Below are 21206 nucleotides of genomic sequence, written 5' to 3' on the forward strand. Positions count from 1 at the left end.
TCAAAGTATAGCTGTGCATCCAACCGAGGAGATATTTTATGGTCGACAGAAGACACTTTATCAAGAAGTCCGCAGGCAGCCTGGCAGCGCTCGGCGGCTTAGCTTTGTTGCAACGATCAGGCCTGGTGGCTGCTATCGGTACGGAGGCAGCAACGATTCTGGATGCGCTTCCCGGGAAAGAGGCGCTGATCAAAAAAACTTACCGTCCTCCCAATTACGAAACGCCGATCAATTATTTCGATGCGCCGTTTACGCCCAATAAGCGTTTCTTCGTGCGTTACCATAACGCGGTCATTCCCGAGGTAAAAACCAGCGAATGGCGGCTGCGCATAGGCGGCGATGCGGCTCGCACGCCGTTGGAACTCAGCCTTGAGCAATTGCGCAAGGATTTCGAACAAGTCGAAATCGCCGCACTTTGTCTCTGTTCCGGTAATCGCCGGGGGGCGTTTGAGCCGCCTGTCCCCGGATTACAGTGGGGTTCCGGCGCGATGGGCAATGCGCGTTGGCGCGGCGTTCGCCTGAAAGAGGTGCTCGCGGGGGCCGGAATCGACCCATCCGCGCTGGAAGTGAGTCTGGCCGGCGCCGATTCCGGTGTACATAAAACAACGCCGGACTTTGTCAAAAGCCTGCCGCTGGCGAAAGCGCTGGATGAGAATACCCTGATCGCCTTCGAGATGAACGGCGAACCGTTGCCGCACTGGAACGGCTTTCCCGCCCGTCTGATCATTCCCGGCTGGACCGCCACCTATTGGATCAAGCATCTGACTGCGGTTAATGTCATATCCAAACCCTTCGACGGCTTCTGGATGAAGACCGCTTACCGCATACCCAAGGATCGCTTCCCCAGCGGACAATTCAGCTCACAGGAAACCGAGGCGGCTATGCCGATCACCGAAATAGTGGTCAATTCATTGATCACCAGTCCGGCAGACGGACAGACCTTGCCCAACGCCAAGTCCATCGAAATCAACGGTGTAGCCTGGGACGGCGGCAATGGCATCGCACGCGTGGAGGTTTCCACGGATGGCGGCAGCAATTGGCAGCAGGCCACGCTGAAGCAGGATTACGGGCGCTTTTCCTGGCGCCAATGGCACTGGGTCTTTGAACCTAAACGTCCCGGAGCATGCCGGATTATCGCGCGAGCCACCAGCCACTCCGGCGCCAGCCAACCATTGGAGCCGATCCTAAACCCTTCCGGCTACCACCACAACGCCGTGCAGAAAATTACCATCCAGCTGGTCTGAGGAGAACATGATGCGAACACTGATTTTGTTGTTATCGTTTTTTGCGGCCACAGCAACGGCCGGGGAAAGCCTGATATTTCTAAAAGACAGGCCCGGCAAAAACCAAGTCGTTGCGCAGTGCGCAATGTGTCACAGCCTGGACTATGTCATCCAACACGCCCCGATTCTGGATCGGGCCGGCTGGGAAAAAACAGTCGGCAAGATGATCAATAGTATGGGTGCGCCGATCAATGATGCCGACAAACAGATCATCATCGATTATCTGGCACAAAATTACGGGAAATAAGGGTACACTTTTGTGTCTGCCAACTTATGTTGGGGTAGTAGTGTTGTAAAACAGCTTCCAATTTTTGCTGCTTTTAACCCGATCTACATGACTTTCCATTTGGCAAAGTGGGAAATAGCCATGACAAACACACCTAAAACAATCCGGACAGATTCCGGGCATGACGCCATCCGGCTACCATAATGGTGGTGCTTATTGTGGGCGCGAATTTATTCGCGCTTTTAAACCTACCGTGCGAATAAATTCACCCCCACTGGAGATTGGGAACCAGCAACGACGTTTATAACCCTTCAGTTTTCCAGTCACTGACTCCAGGATCAGATAAAATAAAACATTCTGATCATGACAAGCCCGAGGTGATCGATACATCTGCTACTCATAAGAAATGGAAACATTCTATTCGCCACGTGTTCGAACTGAACGACTGATCGTAGTTGGTCGCATCCTACTGGCAGTTTTATCCTTGTTGGTGTTATGGCTGGATCCCTATGAGTCTTCCAAATACAGCGATGCCACGCATATCATGCTTTGGGCTTATCTGGGTTATTCCCTGCTTTTGATCCCTCTGGTTTGGGCACCATCCGTACGCGTTAACAGCATTGGGCTAATCACTCATATCGTCGACATAGCTATCTTTACCGCGCTGGTTTATTTTACCGAAGGCATTAACAGCCCTTTTTTCGCCTATTTCGTTTTTACCCTATTCTGCGCTACGCTGCGCTGGCAAAAAAACGGCACCTTATGGACGGCGCTGGCCTTTTTGTGTTTATTTATCGGCATGGGCTTTTTCATGGAAATTATCCAGAATACCGGAGATTTCGAACTTAACCGTTTCATCATCCGCAGCGTCTATCTGGCCGGCATTGCCTTGCTGCTGGTTTATCTGACCGCCTATGAAAGGCACGTACGCACCGAACTGGCTAAACTTCATGACTGGCCAAACCATATCAAGCCCTCCAGTCCGCCACAGACCGTAATCCAGGACGCGCTGACTTACGCAGCCGGAGTAATGAACGCGCCGCGCTTACTGATGATTTGGGAGGAACAGGAAGAACCCGTGCGCCATATCATTTACCTGTCGCCTGAAACATTCCAGTGGCAGCAAATGCCGCCAAATACTTATGAGCCGCTGGTCGCTAAACATCTTCAGCACAGCGATTTTCTCTGCCAGAACGCAGCCGGTTCTTCAGCCAGCGTGATACTGCCTGAAAACAAGGGTTTCAGGCATCGGCGCGGCTCGCCGCTGCATGTCGAGCTGATTGCGCGTTACCACATTCGCCAGGTTATTGTCGTGGTATTAAATGGGCAAGAATTTCAAGGGCGACTGCTATTTTTGGACAAATCCGGAATGAACTCCGACGACCTGACACTTAGCGGTCTTGTTGCCCGGCAATTAAAAACACTGATGGATCAGCTCATTCAGCGACAACATCTCCAAAAAAACGCGGCGACCGAAGAACGCATCAAAATGGCGCGCGATCTTCACGATGGCGTCCTGCAAACACTGACCGGCATTGCCCTGCAACTCGAAACCGTTAAACGCCAACTTGAAAAAGACACGCCAAGGGCGCGGCAACGGCTGACTGAACTTCAGGCCGTCATTATTGAAGAACAGCGCAATCTTCGACACTTCATCCAGAAACTGAAACCACTCCCAATGGCCGCTGACAACCTGCAATCATTCATGGAAAGACGCCTGAATAACCTGGCCGAAACTATCCGGCAACAATGGCGACTGAATGTGGAGATTGACATAAAGCCAGTCAATGCCTTCCTGCCGCAATCACTGGCAGATGATATTCATTACCTGTTACGAGAAGCCCTGATAAACAGCGCCAAGCATGCCCAGGCCCCGCAAGTAAAGGCGCGCATTGCTATCGAAGCGGATCAGGTTAACATCACAGTCGAAGATAACGGTCGGGGCTTTCCGTTTCAGGGGCAATACGATCTGGCCGGATTAACGGCCAAACATCTGGGACCGAAAACATTGATGGAAAGAATCATTATGCTAAACGGGCAGCTTATCATCCATTCGAGCAATGCCGGTGCCAGTCTCGAAATATCCGTACCGCTACGCCCCCGTCACAACCTACCGGCTTAATTCACTTGCCTTAACTGTATAATTTGAACAGGAACAACACATGACCATTAACCTGGTACTGGTAGACGACCACCCGCTGGTATTAAATGGATTGCAACAACTGTTTTCGATGGAACCGGACATCAACGTACTGGCCAGTTGCAGCGATGGCGAACAAGCGCTGCAAACCGTCATAAACTACCAGCCGGATATCCTGATTCTGGATCTTAAAATGCCCCGAAAAAATGGCCTGGAGGTACTGCGCGAACTGCAACAAAAAACATTGCCGACCAAAGTCGTATTGCTTACTGCCGCGCTTGATGACGACGAAGTGCTGGAAGCCATCCGCCTTGGCGTGCGTGGTGTGGTCTTAAAAGAAATGGCGCCTCAGCTGTTGATCCAGTGCATCAACAAAGTCCATGCCGGCGGCGAATGGCTGGAGAAAGACTCCGTTGGTCGCGCGCTGGAAAAAATGCTCAAGCGCGAAACCGAGATGCAACTCATTACCCAAATCTTGACGCCGCGCGAACTCAAACTCGTCAAGCTGGTGGCCGGGGGCCTCAGCAACAAACAAATTGCCGAAAAACTTTACATCACCGAAGGCACCGTCAAAGTGCATTTGCATAATATTTATGACAAATTACAGGTTAAAAGCCGCGTAGCCTTAACGCTGTATGCTCAGGAAAAAGGGGTAGTCTGATTTTTGATACCGCCAGGTTCACAAAAGCACCCGGGTTATGACATTCAACCAGGCATAAAAAACCCTCGCCTGGAAAAGTCCGGGCAAGGGTTAGTTTGGTTGGTACCGATGATGGTGGATTGCCTACGGCGAGCCTACCTTACGGGTTAAGCAGCGATTTCAATATATTCAACAATACTTACTGGTTGTGGTACAGGCAAACCATCTTCAATAAGTCCTTCGATATGAAACTCGATTGCTTCGCGTATTTCACGCTCAATTTCCTCTATGGTATAGCCAGTAGCAATGCAGCCTGGCAAATCAGGAACATAAGCTGAGTAGTTATTTGCTGCTTTTTCGACAACGATTGCGTAACGCATTGGTTACTCCTTTAGTTTTGCTTGTTTGAGTATACTATTTAAAGTGCCAACCGCTAAATCATCGTTTGGTTTTCCAGGTACGGTTACACGACCACTTTTGGTTGGATGCTTAAATTGACGATGACTCCCTCGTGTTGAGACAAGATACCAGCCATCTTTTTTCAGCATGATTAATATTTCATTTACTTTCATGCAAAACACAATAGCAGGTTACATTAGCGTTTCCAATAATGTCTAATTTATTGCTAAAAGAGCGGAGGACAATAGAGGAGGTTCCCGAACAAACCGCCTGCCTACGACAGTCAACCAGGAATAAAAAACCCTCGCCTGGAAAAGTCCGGGCGAGGGTCAGTTTGGGTGGCTCCGATGGTGGTGGATTGCCTACGGCGAATCCACCTTACGCTTGATCCACCCTACAGCTCTACAAGTTATCTAACATTGATAGTGATTGAGCGTGTCTCACCTTTGCAGCCGCCGCTATCACCAAGATCGACAGAAACAACAGTTGGGCCCGACTTTGTCAGTTTAACTTCCAACTGGTAAAAAGGACCGATCGCATCATATTCAACATGAGGGGCGGTGCTAACTGCCACGCCGTCGATTTTAACAACTGGAGTTGCAGTATCGATCGGGCCATCCGTATTGTTCACACGGAACTTGATCGGCAAGGTCCGACCGTTTTGAAAACGTGCGGTCGTAATCGGGGGTAGCCAACCGCCGAAGGCATAGTTCACATCGAAATCACTGGTTTCAGTTGTAGAACCTCCGGCATTAGTTGCTGTGGCGGCAAAAGTGTTGCTACCCAAGTCTAAAAGCTTTAAATCGCCGATCCACTCATTGTCTGAATCGTCATCATTTAGACTAACCAGATCATCATTCAAAGTTGCAGAAAAATTATATGCGCTGTCAGAACCCACATCCACCGACGCCGTCACCGCAGCGCCGAGGACATGGCAGCTTCCGTTAGCTGGTGAATTGATGGTAACCGTAGGCGCCTCGCTCACTGCAGTGACTTCAAGTTCGAAAGACGGCATCAATGTTGGAAGACCTAAGCCTTTAGTCGCGGAAGCCGCAATCGTTATGGTGTAAAAACCCACAGGTAAATCCGATGGAACAGCTACCGAGGCGGCAATGGCATAGGGACCGCCGCTTACAGGCTGTGCATTCTTGCATGATGTATTTGCAGGTTGTTGTGTATAACAACCACCTGCAACCGTTGTTGGTGCGCTAAATGAGCTAGTGTCGTCGAGAGTGCCGGATGTGCTGCCCGAACCAACAGCAGCCGCATAAGCCGTATCAACTTTCACGGTTCCTGGATTGTCATGCTCGTTGATATTCAGATTGCCGCTGGCGGAAACATTAATCGTGAAATTCTTTGTTTCGCCTTGCTGCGCTGTCGAAGGTGCTCCCGTTAAAGTAATGTCGACATCAGCCGCCCTCGCGGTATTCGCGCCAGCGAGCAAGAAGGTCATGGCTACTGTGAGTAGAACACCAGGTGCCCACTTCGCTTGATTCATCATATTTCGAGTTTTCATAAACTTTTCCTCATTGTTGTTAAACTACATAAAAAGCATTGGGGAAACACCCCATAACCAACCTCATTAAATTGAGACTGCCAAAAACCTCACCGCCTCCATAAAAACCCCAACCCTCCAGACCTCCCCTGCCTGCTCCACTCTGACCACCACTCCCTGGCAGTAAAGCCGGGTAGCATCAGCATGCTGATTCGATATCTGTACCGAAAAGGCAACACATGAACCCGTTAAAACTGGCTGATGGGTTTCGATCAAAGCACCCGAGGTGCTGACATCCAGTGTCCATCCCGAGCCATTTTCAAATTCGACGAACAAAGCCACCGGGTAGCGCGTGGCTGCTCGTTTTTCTCTGAATTTAAGGCTATTTCCGTCCATGGCAAAATTATCCGCCTTCGGCAGGAAATTAACCATTCATCGCAAGGTATATCTTGCTATATCTTTAGATATAGAAAGGTTGCGAATTCCGTAAAAGCTGTGTTTGTTGTTTTGTCGTCAAGGGTGGGCGGGCAGGCTTTTTTGTCCTGTCTCACGGTTTGGTTTGGGTCGAATTTAGTCAACGCGGTAAGGCATATTCGTAGAGCGCATTAGCGATAGCATATAATGCACCGAATGGATTATCGCTTGCTTTTGGTGCGGTAAGACGGTATCTACGGTCTTATGATCCTAGGTAACTCGCAAAAAATAAACCACAAATAGAATGGAACGCAGATGACGCGGATGATTATGATAAACACGGATAATCTTAAAAACCGCAGTTAGTCCACGAAAAGCACGAAAGCCAAAAGTAGGCGCCTCTAGGCGACACGAAAGAAACCAGTATGTTGTATTACGCAGTCATTCACCCTTTGGGTGACGATCTACAACTTGGTATCTCTTTGAATATTTTCGTGCTTTTTGTGTTTTTCGTGGATCAAATGATTTTTCTAGGATAAGCCATAAAAAATCTGCGTTATTCATAACTATCAGCGTCATCTGCGTTCTCGGCAACTGCTCCTGCGTTGCTCTACCTCCTGCATAACCCACAGGGATGTGGGGAATGCAGATTTTGCATGGAGCAAAAATCTGTCCATGCAGTCGTATTTTTGGTTGATTCATCGTGTATTTTATTTATTGCGAACTGCCCTAAAACAAAGCTATATTCAAATGAAATTTAATTGCCACCTGTCGGGTTACTACACATGATTATCCTGCGCTCTATTTGTTTATCCAGCATGCTGCTTGTTGGGCTGTTTCCGCCTTGTGCCACAGCCGCGCCAAACACGCATATTTATGTGATTGTGTCCCTGGTCGACAACGTATCGCAAGGCATCGCGCCGGTTCCTGCGAAAATCGGCAATGGCGATGATCCGGGCACCAATCTCTATTGGGGTGCGCTTTACGGCGTGAAAACCTTTTTGAGCAAGGCGGATGGCTGGCGAAAGCTGGGTTGCGAAAAAGATATTAGCGACACTATCTTAGAACGCTGCCAGTTTGCCTGGAAGGACCAGCTCACCGTTACCGCCGATGCTTATCGCGGCAGCCGGATTGACCGGGCGATGCTTGACTTTATGCAACAGGCAGCCACTCCGCCCAATGCGACAGAGCGTGAAATGGTGGTGTTCATCGGCCATGACGGCTTGATGGATGAACAAAATCTGCCCATCATAGAACGCTTTCCAAAACATGCCGGGCATAATAAACAAGCCGTTGTCCTGGCCTGCATGAGCGAGGAGTTTTTCTCTGAGCATTTGCAGGCCGCAGGTTCAAAGCCGGTGGTGACCACTTTTAGCTTCATGGCGCCGGAAGCCTACGTATTGGAAGCGATTGCACGTGGTTTTGCAAACCAGGCGAGTGAAGCGGAATTGCGCAGTTCTGCCGGCACCGCTTACGCCAAATACCAGCGTATCTCAGCCAAAGCAGGAAAGTCGGTTTTTATCGCAAAAAATTCAAACTAGGCTCCTACTGTGCCAATCCCGGATTGGGCTGGTAAAGTCCATGTTGAAGGCTGAAAAGCGGGTAGCGTTGATTTACAACACGGGGTTTCCAACCCCTTTAAAAACGTATTTCCAACCTTGATGGGAGTGTTACTGTGAACAATATCGTGAGCATCCGTTTTTTGGTTTCTTTGCTGCTGTGGATGAGTGCAGCCGATGTTTACAGTGATGAAAGTCACCTAATATCGTGCAGATCCTCCTATAGAAGATTGAGCGACTTGAAGTTGCAGCAACCGCCGAGCCGGGTGCTGCTTGTGCCTTTATTGAGCAGGGAACCGCACACGACCGAGAGCCCAAGGTGGTCCGAGCAACCCGCCCGCACGCTGGAAGCCTTTTATCGCAACCGGTTCAATGCGACTGTTAAACAGCTACGGGATGTCTGGAGCTGGACGGATTATTACCGGCAGGTCGAACAAATGATGCAGCAATCGCCTCCTTACGACCGGGTTATTTTTATCAGTCATGGCGGTTTTGACGGGCCGGTGCTGGAAAATGTCGTATTTTGGCAAGACTTTCAGATAACGGGGGGCAAAGGCGAATTGCTTCAGCTTTCCGAAGCGCAGCCGGGACTTAAACATGTGCTGTCCATCATTTATGATACCGAAAAAAACCGTCTATTCAGCGACTATATGGCCTTGCGCTGGCCGGAGTTGGCGCCGATGAAATCGACTGACATCTGGCATCGGCTTAAGGAACTGGAAAAACAGCTACAGTCGCTGGATCATGTCTGTTTTCAACGTTACTGCTCGCCGGAGCAACTGGCTACAAGCCCCGTACAGCAGCGCGGATACCGGCTCGATCTCTGCGAACTCATTTGCCGCGAATCGCTGTTCGAGCAAAAGACATCTGTTGAAATATCCCCGGAACGGTTCTTTCATTTTACAAAATCCCTGAGTTCGCTGGTAACGGCAGACGGCCTGATTTTCTTCGGCGCCTGCAATCCAGGCAGTGCGGCTCCGGTAAAAATGCAGGAGAAGGATGAAACCGAGCTGTTAATCAATTCAACTCTTGCCGACGGGCCGCACCAGAACTACGTGCATCTGGTTAGCGCAGCAACCGGCCGCATTACCGCCGGTCCGATAGGGCAAAGCAGTGCCGAGGACATTGTAAATCGAGTTATCATGTTTGAGACCGGTCGTGCCCAATACAATTTATGCATCGTTGCCCCTGCGGCGAAGTGAGCATTTACGGACTCGGTGCCGAGGGCGCGTCCGTGCCGGAATAGAAATTATCAAAGGTTGGGGACACACCCTCCGCCCTGTAACTCACAATGTGGACATAAGCAATCAAGCCACTCCTTCCGCTGGTATAAGCTTCGTCCTCCGCCGCAGAAATACGATCTGTGTAGGTGGTGCCATCCGACATCATTATTGCTGATCCGGTGCTCTTATCAATGATCTGGCCCCAGAGAAAGCCCCCGGATGACCAGAACTTTAGCCGGTAATCGCCGGATGGGTCAGGAGCCGGCCTCATCAAACGGCCCTGGCCTTTAGTCAGAAAGACGGGAAAAGAGATTCCGCCCATGCTTTTAACAATCATCAACCTGCGTGAGGCAGGATTCCCATCTTTATCGTTCCTTAGCAGCAAGGCGTAACCCTTGGGAAGAAAAAACGATGGGATAGGCTCCTGCATCCGCGCCAATAGTCCAATGTCCTCTCCCCAGTTGTAGGTCCAATTCAGCAAGTCGGCCTCCACGTGGAATTTCGTATGAGCCGGCTCATTCATATTTATGCTGCCGATGCGGCCAGGGCTGAGGAGACTGCCCCATGGACTCTCCATTTTATAAGCCACGCTACCCGACTCTATGGGAAACGAGAACTTTCCGGGTATCGGATTATAACGTCTCCAACCATCGTCAATGCCGTCGTTGAAGTCGTCAAAGGTGGCGGCGCGGGCTGTGGAAATGCACCCCGCTACCGCCATGCAGGTAAGGAGGAATCTAAAGTTCAGTTTCATAACCATTTTAATAGCCCCCGATTTATTGTTTTTCTGATTCCAGCTTTCCGTGGTTAGGGTGGTAAACCCAGGTACGAAAAGTTGCGCTAATGCCTATCTTAATACAACTTAATTTCTGGGCAAGAGGGTATTACGTTTCAACAGTTGGCAGGGATGAGGAAACGGTAAGAAATTACATCAAGCATCAAGAAGAGGAGGACAAGCGAATAGAGCAACTCGACTTATTTTGAGGCACCGTCACCTTTAGGTGGCGCATAAATTAACCCGCTTTGAGCGGTTCACATTGTGGCTAATGAGAAGTTGCGAAATCGGCTATGAGGAAAAAATTACAGTCAATCGTCTACTGTGTGTTAGAGCCATTCAGCTCAGTTCGGTGATGTTATAAATTCCTTTGGTTTTTTAACATGATTGAATATTTCACCTATTTATAAGGAACGGTTGATGAATAAGCCACAGCTGATCGAAGCCACGAAAACGGACGACCTTAATCGGGTGCATGCCTTGATTGAAGACAGCGATGATTTGCAGCAAAAGGACGATTACGGTTGGACGGCATTGAACTGGGCGGCCGGTCGGGGCGATTTGGCTATTGTCCGGCTGTTGCTCGAAGCCGGAGCCAATGCAGTCAATAGCGGTCGCGATCTCAGGACGCCTTATCAAATCGCGCTGGCGGCCGCGCAGGTGGAAGTCGCAAGCCTGTTGCAGCAGGCGGAGCAAAACAGCGGCATTGCGCCAGAGATGTCTGCCCGTCCGTATTGCAAAGCCTATCCGGTCAAAGCATTCGCTCGCAAGCCGATTGGATGGCGATCGCGGCAAACGTTGGCGAACGATGCCGTGGTCTATTTGCATCAGGATTTTAGTGTCACCGCGTCGATGTGGCACGGGGAGGATGTGGTGTTTGACCTAGTTTCGGATGACTGGCGAAGTTATTGCCGGGATCTGCTGGGTTTTCATGTGCCGACCGATTTGGAACTTGCTGCCGATTATCAGTCCAGGCGTTCGGCAGCCTAATCGCAGCCGCAATTCAACAGACAATCTCATTCGAAGAAGGTGGAGCAGATATGTTAAATAAACAGCACAGCCTTGACGGTGTCGGTAAGGATACCCTGATCGACAACGCCGCATCACTGGTTGAATTATTGCGGTTGCGGGCGGAGCGGCAAGCGCATCGCATGGCCTATACGTTCCTGGAAAACGGCGAACGACCGCTCAAGTCGATGACTTATGGCGAGCTGGATTTGCAGGCCAGACAGCTGGCCGCGCAGTTGCAGGCGCTGGGGTTGCAGGGCGAGCGCGCTGTTTTGCTGTATCCGCCGGGATTGGACTATATCGCGGCGTTTTTCGCCTGTCTTTACGGAGGTTTGATTGCGGTGCCGGCCTATCCGCCGACCAACGGCCGGCACATGCCGCGGTTGCAGGCGATCATCGATGACAGCCAGGCGGCGGTGATTCTCGGCACGCAGAGCGTAGCCGATGCGGTGCGCCAGTTTGCGGTCGACAGCGCCGGTTTGTTAGATAAACGATGGCTGATTACCGACAATCCTGCCGCCGTCGACGCAAGCGCCTGGCGGTTGCCGACCTTGCATGAGCATGATCCGGCTTTTCTGCAATACACCTCGGGTTCCACCGGCAACGCGAAGGGCGTGATAATCAGCCACGGCAATCTGATGGCGAATCAGCAGCTGATCAAGCGGCGCTTCGGCCACAACGCCGATTCGACGGTGGTCGGCTGGCTGCCTCTGTACCACGATATGGGCTTGATCGGCAATGTCATGCAGACCTTGTATTGCGGAGCCGGCGCCATTTTGATGTCGCCGATGGCGTTTCTTGAAAAACCCGTCCGCTGGCTGCAAGCGATCAGCGATTATCGCGCCCATACCAGCGGCGGACCGAATTTTGCGTTCGAGCTGTGCGCCAGGAAAATAACCTCCGAAGAAAAGACCGGGCTGGATCTTGGCAGCTGGCGGCTGGCTTTCAACGGCGCAGAACCGGTTAGCCCCGACACTATGGACCGTTTTACCGACGCTTTCGCAGCCTGCGGATTTAGCCGCAAAGCTTTTTATCCCTGTTACGGCTTGGCGGAAGCAACCTTGCTGGCTACCGGCGGCGATAAAAATGCGGAACCTACGGTGGCGGCTTTTTACAAGGCCGGCCTGGAACAAGGCGAGGTGCATCCGGCCATCAACGGCGATAACCGGACCCGCCGGCTGGTCGGCTGCGGCGGTATCGATGCTGACGCCGCGCAACGGATTCGCATTGTCGATACCGGGACCGGCGAGCCGTGCAGAGGCGATCAAATCGGCGAGATTCAACTCGGCGGCCCCAGCATCAGTTCTGGCTATTGGCAAAATGCGTCGGCCACCGGGCAGGCGTTTGTCGACGATGCAAACAGCCAAAACCGCTGGCTGCGCACCGGCGATTTGGGCTTTATCGAGGGCGGCGAATTGTTCGTTTCAGGACGCTTGAAAGATTTGATCATCATCCGCGGCCGCAATTACTACCCTCACGACCTGGAATATGCAACCGAAGCGGCGACGGCTGCTGCGTTAAACCCCGGCTGTACGGCAGCCTTTGCGGTGAACGGGGACGACGGCGAAAAACTGGTGGTGTTGGCCGAACTGAAACGCAACCGCTTAAGACAGTCCGATTACCGGGGCGAGTTTGCCGCGATACGCGCCAGGCTGGCCGAGGAATGCGGCATAAAGGCCGATACCGTGATGCTGCTGAAGCCGGGTTCGATCCTGAAAACCAGCAGCGGTAAAATCAGGCGCTCGGCTTGTCGGCTGGCCTTCGAGCAGCAGCATTTTAAAACAGTTGCCGTCGATACGCTGGACGGCGAAAACCTATGCGGCAACGAGTCGGCGGCTAAACCGGCGGCTGGCCTGGAGCGGACTTTATTGCGGCAGGCCTTGCTGTCGGTTGCCGATGCCGAGGGTGTGCGTTTACTGGCGCAGACTCTGGCTGGAAAAGTGGCGGCTTTGTCCGGCTTGGCGATCGATACTGTCGATATGGCGCAATCATTGCCGAGTCTGGGCATGGACTCGCTGAAAGCGGTGGAACTGAAATACTTCATCGACGAGTTGCTGGCTATCGATTTGTCGGTGGCGCAGCTGCTCGGCAATTACTCTTTGGCAACTTGCGCGGAACAGGCGTTGAAGCTGGCGAAAGTCATCCAGGTTCAAATCGCGCCGGTGGTTGCGACAGAAGACTACGAGCAGCCGTTATCGTTCGGACAGCAGGCGCTGTGGACCGTCAACCGGATAGAAAAAGACAGTCCGCTATACAATATGCCGGTTGCAATGCACATTCGCACCCAGCTCGATAACACCGCATTGAACGGCGCACTGGCTGCATTGTTTGAGCGTCATGCGCAATTACGCAGCGGCTTTCGGCTTAACGGGCAAACCCGGACCGTGCGTATTCCGTTGGCGGAGTCCAGGCCCTGGTTGGTCAGTGTGCATTGTTACGACGAGCGGCAACGCGGTGTAGCTATCGCCGATTTCGCGCGCAAACCGTTCGATTTGGAGCACGGGCCGCTATTGAAAGCCGCCTTGTTCAGCTGTGCCGACGACGATCATGTGCTGGCCTTTTGCGCGCACCACATCGTCGTCGATTTCCGCTCGTTGTCGGTGCTGCTGGAAGAATTCAAGGCGGGTTATCTGGGGCAGGTTCAGGATTTGTCCAAGCCTGCGGCCAGTTATGCCGATTATGTGGCCTGGCAATCGGCGTATCTAGCCGATCGGCGCGCCGAGCAGGATTGGCAATACTGGCAGCGGCAGTTGTCCGGCGAGCTGCCGAAACGGGTTCTGCCTGGCGAACGGCAAACCGCCTGTTCGCCGTCATGCCGGGGACTAACGGAAACGCTGACTATCGCAGCGGATACCCTGCAACAGCTCAAACGATTGGCCGCCGAGCAGCACACAACCCTGTATACGCTGCTGCTGACCGTGTTCAAAACCCTGCTGTACCGCTACAGCGGCCAGCAGGACATCATCGTCGGCTCGCCGACGCTGGGCAGGCCGAAACGGGAGTTCGCCGATACCGTCGGTTATTTCGTCAACCCAGTGGCGCTGCGCTCGCACCCCACTGCCGGGCAGCGTTTTAGCGATTATCTGGCCGAAGTCAATGCGACCGTGCTGGGCGCACTAACGCATCAGCATTATCCGTTTTCGCTATTGGTCGAAAAATTGCAGCCCGAGCGCGAGCACGGAGCGTCGGCGTTTTATCAATCCTGGTTCGTGCTGCAAAGTGGCGGCGCATCCGATGCTGCCGAACTGGCGCTGGGCATACCGGGCATCGCGCTGGATTGGGCGGGTTTGTCGGCCGAAAGCTATGCGCTGGATGAGGTCGCCGCGCAATTCGATATAGCCTTGCTGATGGCGGAGACCCAGAAGGGTCTGGCCGCTTCGTTCCAGTACCGTAGCGACCTGCTGTCCCGCGCCACGGTGTTAAGGCTGATCGGACATTTCCAATGCCTGCTGCACGGCATACTTGCCGATCCCGACAGCCGCTTGTCGGAACTGCCGCTGCTGACCGCGCCCGAGCGCAAACAGCTGGCGACATGGAACGCAACCGGCATCGATTATCCGCGCAGCAACACGATACACGGTGTTTTCGAAGCCGTTGCCCGGCAGCACCCGCAAGCCGTCGCGCTGGTTTACCGGGAACATCGTCTTAGTTATGCCGAGCTCAATGCGCAGGCCAACCGTCTGGCGCAGAGGCTGCGGGCGCAGGGTACGGAGCCGGAAAAACGCGTCGCCTTGTGCATTCCGCGCTGTCCTGAGCTGCTGGTGGGGATTTTGGCGATACTCAAAGCCGGTACGGTGTATGTGCCGGTCGATCCCGCTTATCCCAAAGAGAGGCTGGCCTATTTGCTGCAGGATGCCGGTTGCGAGTGGCTGTTGACCGGCACCGCGTTGCTGCCCGGTCTCGACTGCGGCACTATGGCGACGATATGCGTCGACGAAATTGACGCCTATGCCGGTTACAGCAGCGATAATCCGGAAATACCGCTGCATGCAGACCATGCGGCCTATGTCATTTACACCTCGGGTTCGACCGGCAAGCCTAAAGGCGTGGTGGTCAGCCACGGCAACCTGATGCATTCGACCCGAGCCAGAAATGCCTATTATAAGGAGACGGTCGGCTGCTATCTGCTGCTGTCGTCGTTCGCGTTCGACAGTTCGGTGGCGGGGATTTTCTGGACGCTGAGCCAGGGCGGCTGTTTGTGTTTGCCTGAGGATGACCAGATCAAGAACCCGGCCGCGTTGGGCGCACTGATCGAACGCCGTCGGGTAACGCATCTGCTGGCGCTGCCGTCGCTTTATGAACTGCTGCTGGAGCATGTGCCGACGGTCGCGCTGACAACCTTGAATACCGTCGTCGTTGCCGGGGAAGCCTGCACCCATCCTCTCACTGAACTGCATTGCAAACGCCTGCCGGATACGGCTTTGTTCAACGAATACGGCCCGACCGAAGCCACGGTGTGGAGCAGCGTTTACGCGGTTACGCAGCCGCAAGATAAGGCTCTCGTGCCGATAGGCAAACCGATCGGCAACATGCGCATCTATGTGGTGGACGATGCGCTGCAACTGCTGCCGGTGGGCGTGGCCGGGGAATTGCTGGTCGGCGGCGCAGGCGTCAGTCGCGGTTATCTCGATCAAGCCGGGCTGACGGCGGAAAAGTTCATCCCCGATCCGTTCGGTGCGGCAGGCGGCAGACTTTATAAAACCGGCGACCGGGCGCGTTATCTGGCCGACGGCAATATCGAGTTTTTAGGCCGTCTCGATCAGCAGGTCAAAATCAGGGGTTACCGGATAGAGTTGGGCGAAATAGAAGTCTGTCTGCTGCGGCATCCGTCGATAAAGGCGGCGGCCGTCCTTGTTCGCGAGGAGGTGCCGGGCAATAAGCGCCTGACCGCTTATCTGGTCGGGGAATCCGGCAATACGACGGATACGGACGATTTAAAAGCGCATATCAAGCACCGTTTGCCGGAGTACATGCTGCCGTCGGCCTGGCTCTGGCTGGACGCGATGCCGTTGAACGCCAACGGCAAGCTGGATCGCAACGCGTTGCCCGCGTCGGCAAACCCGACCGACAACGCAGCGTCGTATGTTGCGCCGCGCGATGAGGCGGAAGAGGCGGTGGCCGATATTTGGCGGGAAGTGCTGGGTGTTCAGCAGCTGAGCATTCATGACGACTTTTTCGAATTGGGCGGCCATTCATTGTCCGGCGTGCAGGTGACGGCAAAAGTGCAGGAGCTGTTCAATATCGAGGTGCCGGTCAATATTCTGTTCGAGGCCGCGACCGTCGCCAAGTTTGTCGACCGGATGGCGGAATACCAGGTGATAGAGCCGCTTGAGGTTGTGGAATAAGCGGTGCGCATAAATCTGGAAAAATCAATTAGTCCACGAAAAGCACGAAACTTATTCTCGTTCCCACGCGCCGCGTGGGAATGCAGTCAAGGCGCGCTGCGCCGCGAGTCACTGTTAGCACATCGAAAATGCAGATCGGACAAATCGGGACGCGGCGCGTCCAGCAATGCGTTCCCACGCAGCGCGTGGGAACGAGGCCAAACTAGCACATAACCGGAGAACAACATCATGAACGATAAAACCCTGTACCGCCTTGCCGACTCCACTGCGGTGGAGGCGCTGGTCGACAATTGGGTGGCCTGGCCGCATACCTTTTCGCCGGTGCCTTACAGCCTGCACATGCTGAACTACCAGAAGAAAAACCTGGCTTCGTATCTGAAAAATCCCGAGATTCATGTCAAGTCCAGCGCCAATTCCAAGTTGCTGGGCGGCGCGTTTGTCAATATTCCGGTCGAGCGAACGGCGGAAGTTGCGAAGATGCTGGAACGGATGGACAGCGAACACGGCGGCAACCTGCAAATGGCGCAGGATTTGATCGACTTCCAGAACCTGCTGGACCGGGAGGCCGCAGGCCAAAGCCTGGAGCCGTATTACGCGATGCTGCCGGAGTCGATGCGCGGCTGTGTCGAATTGCTGTACGACTACAACAACCGGCCTATCGTGCGCTGCATCGAAAGCCTGTTTTACAAGAGTCCGCATTACAAAAACCACCTGCAATCGCTACGCCTGTTTACCCAGACTCATGACCGCGCCCGGCCTTATTACATGAGTACGCCGCGCCTGCCGGAACACGACAGCATCGAATGGACCATACCGTTTGCCCAAGCGAAAATCGACGAACTGTTCAAACTGGATAGCCGGCCGCAATCCTTGGCTTATATACGCGAGGTGTTGGGACTCGATGTCGGTGACGACAAAAAGCTGATCGAGCTGCTGACCGACCAACCGCCGAGCACAGCCGAAGCCTGGCGAGGCAGCGGCGTACGGGTGCGCTATCTCGGGCATGCCAGCGTGCTGGTCGAATATAACGGCGTTGCGATTCTGATCGACCCGTTTATTGTCGTGCAGCCCAGCCAGGGCGGCATCGACCGTTACAGCTTTCAGGACTTGCCGCCGCATATCGATTATGTGCTGATCACCCATGTTCATCACGATCACTACGTATTTGAAACATTGCTGCGCCTTCGGCACAAAATCGGTTGTCTGGTGGTGCCGAAAAGCTCCGGCATTTTCTACGGCGACATTTCGATGAAGCTGCTGGCCCGCGAGCTGGGTTTTACTGATGTGATCGAAGTCGATCCGCTGGATACTACCCCGTTTCCCGGCGGTGCTTTCGTTGCCGCGCCGTTTCTCGGCGAACATAACGACCTGCCGTTTTCCAAAAGCGCTTACCTGATCAGCGCCGGTGAGCAGCGCCTGCTGTTTGCCGCCGATTCCAACTGCCTGGACCGGCGCATGTACGAGAATCTGTGCGCGGAGTACGGTCCCATCCAGACCGTATTTTTAGGCATGGAATGCATAGGCGCGCCGTTGTCCTGGGTGTACGGGCCGTTGCTGCCGAAACTGCCCGAGCACAAGCATTGCCAGTCGCGGCGCTCGAAAGGCAGCGATGCCGATGCGGCTATGAACTTGCTGGATGCCGTGCAAACCGAGCGGGTTTATATCTATGCCATAGGCCGCGAACCCTGGCTGCAATATTTCATGGCCCTGGAGTCGGAAGACGACGACGCCTATATCAGGGAAATCGGCAAGGTGCTGGAGGCCTGCCGGCGTAGAGGTTATGCCGATGCGCGCAGGTTGTACGGACGGGACGAGATTCATTTGGGCGATTGATTCTAAAACCGACGATTTGTCCACGAAAAGCACGAAAAGCACGAAAGCTCTCGTTCCCATGCGTTCTCTCGTTCCCACGCGCTGCGTGGGAATGCAGTCAAGGCGCGCTGCGCCGTGAGTCACGATTAGCGTATAGAAATCAGGCATCTTACTAATACGGGACGCAGCGCGTCCTGCAATGCATTCCCACGCAGCGCGTGGGAACGAGGATAGAAAAATCATGACCGATACAACGATACAGAATAAGCAGCAGCAAGCTAATCGCGCGCAGCTGATCGCCAGACTCAGAAGAACCGACGCCACGGCCGACGGCGTAATCGCCAAACGTAGCGCCGGCCAACCGATACCTTTATCGTATTCGCAGGAGCGCTTGTGGATCATGTCGCAGCTGGAACCGGATAATCCTATTTACAACGTTGCCGGAGCCGTGTAATTCGACGGTTTGTTGAATATGCAAGCCTTGCAGCACAGTCTGGACGAGGTGGTCAGGCGCCATGAAATCCTGCGTAGCCGGTTTGTCGCCGAGGGTCAGCAGGTGTTGCCCAGCGCAGGCTTGCCGCTGGCTTGCCAGGATCTTGCGGATATCGCCCCGGACAGGGCGATAGAACAGTTCCAACACTGCGCCGACGATTTTATCCGGCTTCCGTTCCGGCTTGCCGAACAGCCGCCGCTGCGGGCGCTGCTGGCCATATTGGGTCCGCGGCGGCATATTCTGCTGTTGACATTGCACCATATCGTCTCGGACCGCTGGTCGGTCGGCGTGCTGATGCAGGAAGTTGCCGCATTGTATCGCGCATACAGCCAGGGCAAGCCGCCGGCCTTGCCGGAGTTGCCGATTCAATACGGAGACTATTGCGTATGGCAACATGGGCAGCAGGAGAAGTGGGCCAAACATCTGGAGTATTGGCGGCATAAACTGACAGGCGCGCCGCCGTTGCTGGAATTGCCGACCGACCGGCCAAGACCGCCGGTGCCCAGCTACCGTGGCGAGGTGCATGGTTTCGGATTTTCCGCCGAATTGAGTCGTGCGCTGAAAGAACTGGCCAAACAATACAAGGTCACGCTGTTCATGGTGATGGCCGCCGCGTTCAACGCGCTGCTGTACCGTTATACCGGCAGCAGGGACATCTGCATCGGTTATCCGGTTGCCGGGCGCAGTCAAAGCCAGACCGCGGCGTTGATCGGTTTTTTTGTCAATACGCTGGTGCTGCGTTGCCGGCTGGAACCGGATATGACGTTTTCGCAACTGCTGTTGCAACTGCGCGAGCAGGCTCTGCAGGATCAAAACCATCAGGAGCTGTCTTTCGGCCAATTGCTGGAAGCGCTGAGTCCGGTCCGCAACACCAGCCATACGCCTTTGTTCCAGGTGATGCTGGCGGTGCAGAATGTGCCGCTGCCGGATTTTCGGATGCAGGATGTGACGGTGACGCCGTTGACGATGAACAACCGGATCGCCCAATTCGACCTGAGCTTGTTTATCGATGAACGCGACGGCAAGCTGCTCGGCAGTTTCGAATACAGCACCGACTTATTCGAAGCCGAGACGATTGCCCGAATGGCCGGACATCTGCAAATGCTGTTGACGGCCGCCGCCGATAATTCCGCTACGCCGTTAAATCGTTTAGCGTTGCTGCCTTTAAAGGAACGCCGGCAACTGCTGGACGAATTCAACGCTACCGCAACCGATTACAGTTCTGAGCAATTGATTCATCGTTTGTTCGAGCGGCAAGCCGGGAAAACCCCCGAAGCCTGCGCGTTGCTTTATCAGGGCCAAACCATCAGTTACCAGCAATTGAACCGTCGCGCCAACCGACTGGCCCATCGTCTGCTGTCGCTGGGTGTGCGCTGTGAAGACCGCGTCGCAATTTGTCTGGAGCGCGGTTTCGACATGGTGGTCGGCTTATTGGCGGTTCTTAAAGCCGGTGCGGCTTATGTGCCGCTCGATCCCGATTATCCGGCCGAACGCCTGGAATATATGTTCGGCGATTGCTTACCGGCGGCGCTGATTTCCCAACGCGGTTTGTTAGGACGCTTGCCTACGGCGGATGCAGCACAGATGCCGATGATCGTGTTGGACGATCAGGAGAATGCCAAAGCTATCGACAGCGAGCCCGATCACAATCCCGACCCCATGGCGCTGGGCCTGACGCCCGGCCATCTTGCCTATGTGATTTACACCTCCGGTTCGACCGGCAGGCCGAAAGGGGCGATGAACCAGCACGGCGGCGTGGTCAACCGCCTGTTATGGGCGCAAAGCGAATATCGTCTGAGCGCCGCCGACCGGGTGCTGCAAAAAATGCCGTTTAGTTTCGATGTGTCGGTCTGGGAGTTCTTTTTACCGCTGCTGGCGGGCGCCGGATTAGTCCTGGCGAAACCCAAGGGCCATCAGGAGCCGCAATACCTGATGGATTTGATCGAACAGACCGGCGTCACCACGCTGCATTTTGTGCCGTCGATGTTGCAGCTATTTCTGGAGCATATCGATGCGGAAAAGTGCCGGTCCTTGCGCCGGATACTGTGCAGCGGCGAAGCCCTGCCGCCTGCGCTGCAAGTGCGAGCGCAAAACTGCCTGCCTGCCGCCGTGCTGCATAATTTATACGGCCCGACCGAAGCGGCGGTCGATGTCACTGCGTGGCGCTGCCGGAACGATCCGAAGCCTGGGATCGTCCCATCTCCTTACACACAAGTTGTTAAGATTTAGTAAAGTAGAATCATTTTAGCTATGAATTGGGCAAATAGAGAATTTCGTAATTTAGATTTAGGTGATAAACGACTAAAGAATAGAGCCATAAAGCTAATCGAAAACCTAGCCAAGTCGCCAAAATCAAGCATACCTGAATCATGTCAAGGTTGGGCAGAGACGCAA

Annotated in this window: 19 protein-coding genes and 1 pseudogene; 14 read left to right on the forward strand and 6 right to left on the reverse strand. The window is 53.8% G+C overall.

Annotated features, from left to right (window positions below; genetic code table 11):
• The first annotated feature begins 38 nt into the window (after positions 1–38).
• The 4 genes from RW114_RS14885 (at position 39) to RW114_RS14900 (ending at position 4310) form a co-directional block, all read left to right on the forward strand.
• A complete protein-coding gene (locus tag RW114_RS14885) occupies positions 39–1244 on the forward strand; it encodes a molybdopterin-dependent oxidoreductase (RefSeq protein WP_340123548.1) in 1206 nt (401 codons plus the stop codon).
• Positions 1245–1254: 10 nt separating this feature from the next.
• Positions 1255–1530, forward strand: a complete 276-nt coding sequence (locus tag RW114_RS14890; RefSeq protein ID WP_340123550.1) for a cytochrome c — start codon at positions 1255–1257, stop codon at positions 1528–1530.
• Between the two features lie 385 nt (positions 1531–1915).
• Positions 1916–3631: a sensor histidine kinase gene (locus RW114_RS14895; protein ID WP_340123551.1), complete on the forward strand. Its 1716-nt coding sequence runs from the start codon at positions 1916–1918 to the stop codon at positions 3629–3631.
• Between the two features lie 40 nt (positions 3632–3671).
• The gene (locus RW114_RS14900) at positions 3672–4310 is read left to right on the forward strand and encodes a response regulator (RefSeq protein WP_340123552.1); all 639 of its coding nucleotides are present in this window, start codon (positions 3672–3674) and stop codon (positions 4308–4310) included.
• 146 nt (positions 4311–4456) lie between these two features.
• Here RW114_RS14900 and RW114_RS14905 read toward each other — a convergent pair whose 3' ends face one another.
• The 5 genes from RW114_RS14905 to RW114_RS14925 all read right to left on the reverse strand — a co-directional run bounded on the left by RW114_RS14905 (position 4457) and on the right by RW114_RS14925 (position 7299).
• Positions 4457–4669 carry a type II toxin-antitoxin system HicB family antitoxin gene (locus RW114_RS14905; RefSeq protein ID WP_340123553.1) on the reverse strand — a complete coding sequence of 71 codons (213 nt, stop codon included), beginning with the start codon at positions 4667–4669 and terminating at the stop codon, positions 4457–4459.
• A gap of 3 nt (positions 4670–4672) precedes the next feature.
• Positions 4673–4861, reverse strand: a complete 189-nt coding sequence (locus tag RW114_RS14910) for a type II toxin-antitoxin system HicA family toxin (RefSeq protein WP_340123554.1) — start codon at positions 4859–4861, stop codon at positions 4673–4675.
• Positions 4862–5097: 236 nt separating this feature from the next.
• Positions 5098–6204, reverse strand: coding sequence for a hypothetical protein (locus RW114_RS14915; protein ID WP_340123555.1), 1107 nt, complete (start codon positions 6202–6204; stop codon positions 5098–5100).
• A gap of 66 nt (positions 6205–6270) precedes the next feature.
• Entirely contained in the window at positions 6271–6579 is a 309-nt protein-coding gene (locus RW114_RS14920) for a PilZ domain-containing protein (protein ID WP_340123556.1), read from the reverse strand.
• Positions 6580–7038: 459 nt separating this feature from the next.
• Positions 7039–7299 carry a hypothetical protein gene (locus RW114_RS14925; protein ID WP_340123557.1) on the reverse strand — a complete coding sequence of 87 codons (261 nt, stop codon included), beginning with the start codon at positions 7297–7299 and terminating at the stop codon, positions 7039–7041.
• 83 nt (positions 7300–7382) lie between these two features.
• On the opposite strand from RW114_RS14925, the gene RW114_RS14930 reads away from it, so the two are divergent.
• Entirely contained in the window at positions 7383–8138 is a 756-nt protein-coding gene (locus RW114_RS14930; protein WP_340123558.1) for a hypothetical protein, read from the forward strand.
• A 134-nt stretch (positions 8139–8272) separates the two neighbouring features.
• A complete protein-coding gene (locus RW114_RS14935; RefSeq protein WP_340123559.1) occupies positions 8273–9358 on the forward strand; it encodes a hypothetical protein in 1086 nt (361 codons plus the stop codon).
• Between the two features lie 4 nt (positions 9359–9362).
• On the opposite strand, the gene RW114_RS14940 is transcribed toward RW114_RS14935, so the two are convergent.
• Positions 9363–9860, reverse strand: a complete 498-nt coding sequence (locus RW114_RS14940) for a hypothetical protein (RefSeq protein ID WP_340123560.1) — start codon at positions 9858–9860, stop codon at positions 9363–9365.
• A gap of 24 nt (positions 9861–9884) precedes the next feature.
• Between RW114_RS14940 and RW114_RS14945 the strand changes: the two genes are divergently transcribed.
• The 8 genes and pseudogenes from RW114_RS14945 to RW114_RS21015 form a co-directional block, all read left to right on the forward strand.
• A complete protein-coding gene (locus RW114_RS14945) occupies positions 9885–10190 on the forward strand; it encodes a hypothetical protein (RefSeq protein WP_340123561.1) in 306 nt (101 codons plus the stop codon).
• Positions 10191–10243: 53 nt separating this feature from the next.
• Positions 10244–10363, forward strand: a pseudogene (locus tag RW114_RS14950) (transposase); the annotation flags it as partial.
• 211 nt (positions 10364–10574) lie between these two features.
• Positions 10575–11144 (forward strand): ankyrin repeat domain-containing protein, encoded by a 570-nt coding sequence (locus tag RW114_RS14955; RefSeq protein WP_340123562.1) that lies wholly within the window; start codon positions 10575–10577, stop codon positions 11142–11144.
• 50 nt (positions 11145–11194) lie between these two features.
• A complete protein-coding gene (locus RW114_RS14960) occupies positions 11195–16507 on the forward strand; it encodes an amino acid adenylation domain-containing protein (RefSeq protein WP_340123563.1) in 5313 nt (1770 codons plus the stop codon).
• 228 nt (positions 16508–16735) lie between these two features.
• Entirely contained in the window at positions 16736–18340 is a 1605-nt protein-coding gene (locus tag RW114_RS14965) for an MBL fold metallo-hydrolase (RefSeq protein WP_340123564.1), read from the forward strand.
• A 220-nt stretch (positions 18341–18560) separates the two neighbouring features.
• Positions 18561–18773 (forward strand): hypothetical protein, encoded by a 213-nt coding sequence (locus RW114_RS14970; protein WP_340123565.1) that lies wholly within the window; start codon positions 18561–18563, stop codon positions 18771–18773.
• A gap of 12 nt (positions 18774–18785) precedes the next feature.
• Entirely contained in the window at positions 18786–21041 is a 2256-nt protein-coding gene (locus tag RW114_RS14975; protein WP_340123566.1) for a non-ribosomal peptide synthetase, read from the forward strand.
• A gap of 21 nt (positions 21042–21062) precedes the next feature.
• Positions 21063–21206 (forward strand): IS4/Tn5 family transposase DNA-binding protein (locus RW114_RS21015; protein ID WP_422614784.1); only part of this gene is annotated, 144 nt, incomplete at its 3' end.

This window comes from Methylobacter svalbardensis, from assembly GCF_037671525.1.
Taxonomy (GTDB): domain Bacteria; phylum Pseudomonadota; class Gammaproteobacteria; order Methylococcales; family Methylomonadaceae; genus Methylobacter_A; species Methylobacter_A svalbardensis.